This is a genomic window from Lewinella sp. (genome assembly GCF_050633125.1).
Classification (GTDB): domain Bacteria; phylum Bacteroidota; class Bacteroidia; order Chitinophagales; family Saprospiraceae; genus Lewinella.
Genome location: NZ_JBOEFX010000049.1, coordinates 1 through 1,910 on the forward strand (window position 1 = coordinate 1; position 1,910 = coordinate 1,910).

Annotated in this window: 2 protein-coding genes; both read left to right on the top strand. The window is 32.8% G+C overall.

Features of this window, described 5'->3' with window-relative positions:
• A partial coding sequence (locus tag ACRBG0_RS11580) for a hypothetical protein (protein WP_431487048.1) occupies nucleotides 1–1,030 on the top strand: 1,030 nt, incomplete at its 5' end.
• A 363-nt stretch (nucleotides 1,031–1,393) separates the two neighbouring features.
• Nucleotides 1,394–1,910 (top strand): hypothetical protein (locus ACRBG0_RS11585; RefSeq protein WP_431487049.1); only part of this gene is annotated, 517 nt, incomplete at its 3' end.

Genomic DNA, 1,910 nt, shown 5'->3' on the forward strand with positions numbered 1-1,910 from the left:
ACTTTTAGAGGCTGTTAGAAAAAGGCCAGGTATGTTCATTGGTTCAATGAGTGATCAAGCATTTATTGAAATGGTGAAAAACCTGTTAACAAGTGTTATCTCACAATATGAAGCGAATGAAGTAGAAGTGGATTTTTTCAATACAAATTCTGTCCAACTTGTTTTTAGTGGAATAAAAAAAGAAATACCTCTTAATCATTCATGTGAGTATAAGGACAGCTTGAACAATCTAGGATTAGATATTCCTGTATTAAATTTTTTAAGTGAGGATTTTTCATTTGTATTACTTGGAGAGAATAATGAAATAAAGTCGATACAGAAATTCAAAAGAGGAACGATTCAGTCTGGAGTTATTAGCAGTTTGTTAGTTAAATGCAATAAGCTAAAATTAATTGCTAAACTAGATGGTGAAATATGGGAAGATAGGCTCAAATGGAATTATTATCACTTTCAAAAAGAATTAAATGAGTTTGCCTATCTTAATAAAAATGTAAAGATTAGACTGAAATATAATATTGAGGGTGAAGGTTGTAATATTATTTACAAGCATAGAAACGGGATGTATGACTGGCTTGAAATAATTAAATTGAGTGGATATGGTAATTCATATTTTCAAACTTATATTGAAGAAGAGACAGATGAGTTCTACCTTGAAATAGCGTTTGCTTTTAGAGAATTATCAATTGATGAAGCAATAATCAAATCCTTTGTAAATGATAGATACACTCACGAGAGAGGAAGCCATGTTGATGGTTTATTGAAGGGTGTAACCTATGGGGTAATGAAATATTTTCAAAAATATGGCTTAGTGGATTCTTATAAAATCTCTGAAAGAGGAATGGAGCAAAGTTTGGTTGCTTTAATCAGTGTTAAAATGAAAAACGCAATATATAGTGGATGTGTGAAGAATAAGTTGGCAAATCCAGAAATTATAGAACCAATATCCAAAATAGTTTCAGATATGTTATTTGCGAAGATTGATGGAGAAAAGCAAACTACAGAGAGGTTAATTCGTAGATTTGAAGTGTAAAAATGAAAATGCGCAGAACTTTGCCTAGGACGTACATACTCCGCTCCGCTACGTACGTCGCCTAGGCTTGAGATGGGCGCAATTCCTATTGATGAGTTCATTGTCACTACCTAGTAAATAGTCAAAATGAAAGCTTCTCATCATTAATTCATAAACAACATTGTATTGATAGTCAGTTATTTACAGGTGGGCTAATAGAAGGCTAACATTATGAAAGATCACAAAGTCAAAAAATAAATCTCAAATAAGACTAGACAATCTAACTGTGTGGCCGAATGTTGATTTGTTCGAATTTAGACTACTAGTAAGAGCTATAGACAACGGGTTCTCAAATCACATTCATCCCAAATAAGGTCTAATAAAATGAAGAAAAGTAAATCGCTAAAAATAACTTTGTCTTTAGTATTACTGTTAGGTTTAGCTATTAATATAGCTGCATGGAATATTGTTGTTCCCGCTGAATTTGGTATTGCTGTAGGGGTTGTTTTTATTTTGCCATCATCAATACTTATTCTGGGAACTTTAATCTTCATTGCAATATCAAGCTCTAACAAGAAAAGTACCCTAAATAATAGTGTAATGCTCACGGTGGTTTCATTAGTGATTCCTGCCTTATTGGGTGTAATAGTAGTAAGAGATATCAAGAATAAGAGGCAGCTTTCAAGCAACCCTAAAATGAAAGCCTATATGGACTTTGAAAATAATAATATTCCTCCAGTGCAAAATGGGCTTTGGTACTACCCTAACAGGGAAAACCCAATAGCGATATTAAACTTTGTTAATGGGAGAAGTGAAGGTGAACATCAATTTTTTGATCCTAGAACATACGAACTTGAAACGCTAAAGTTCTATGATGATGGAAAGTTAGATAGCATCTATC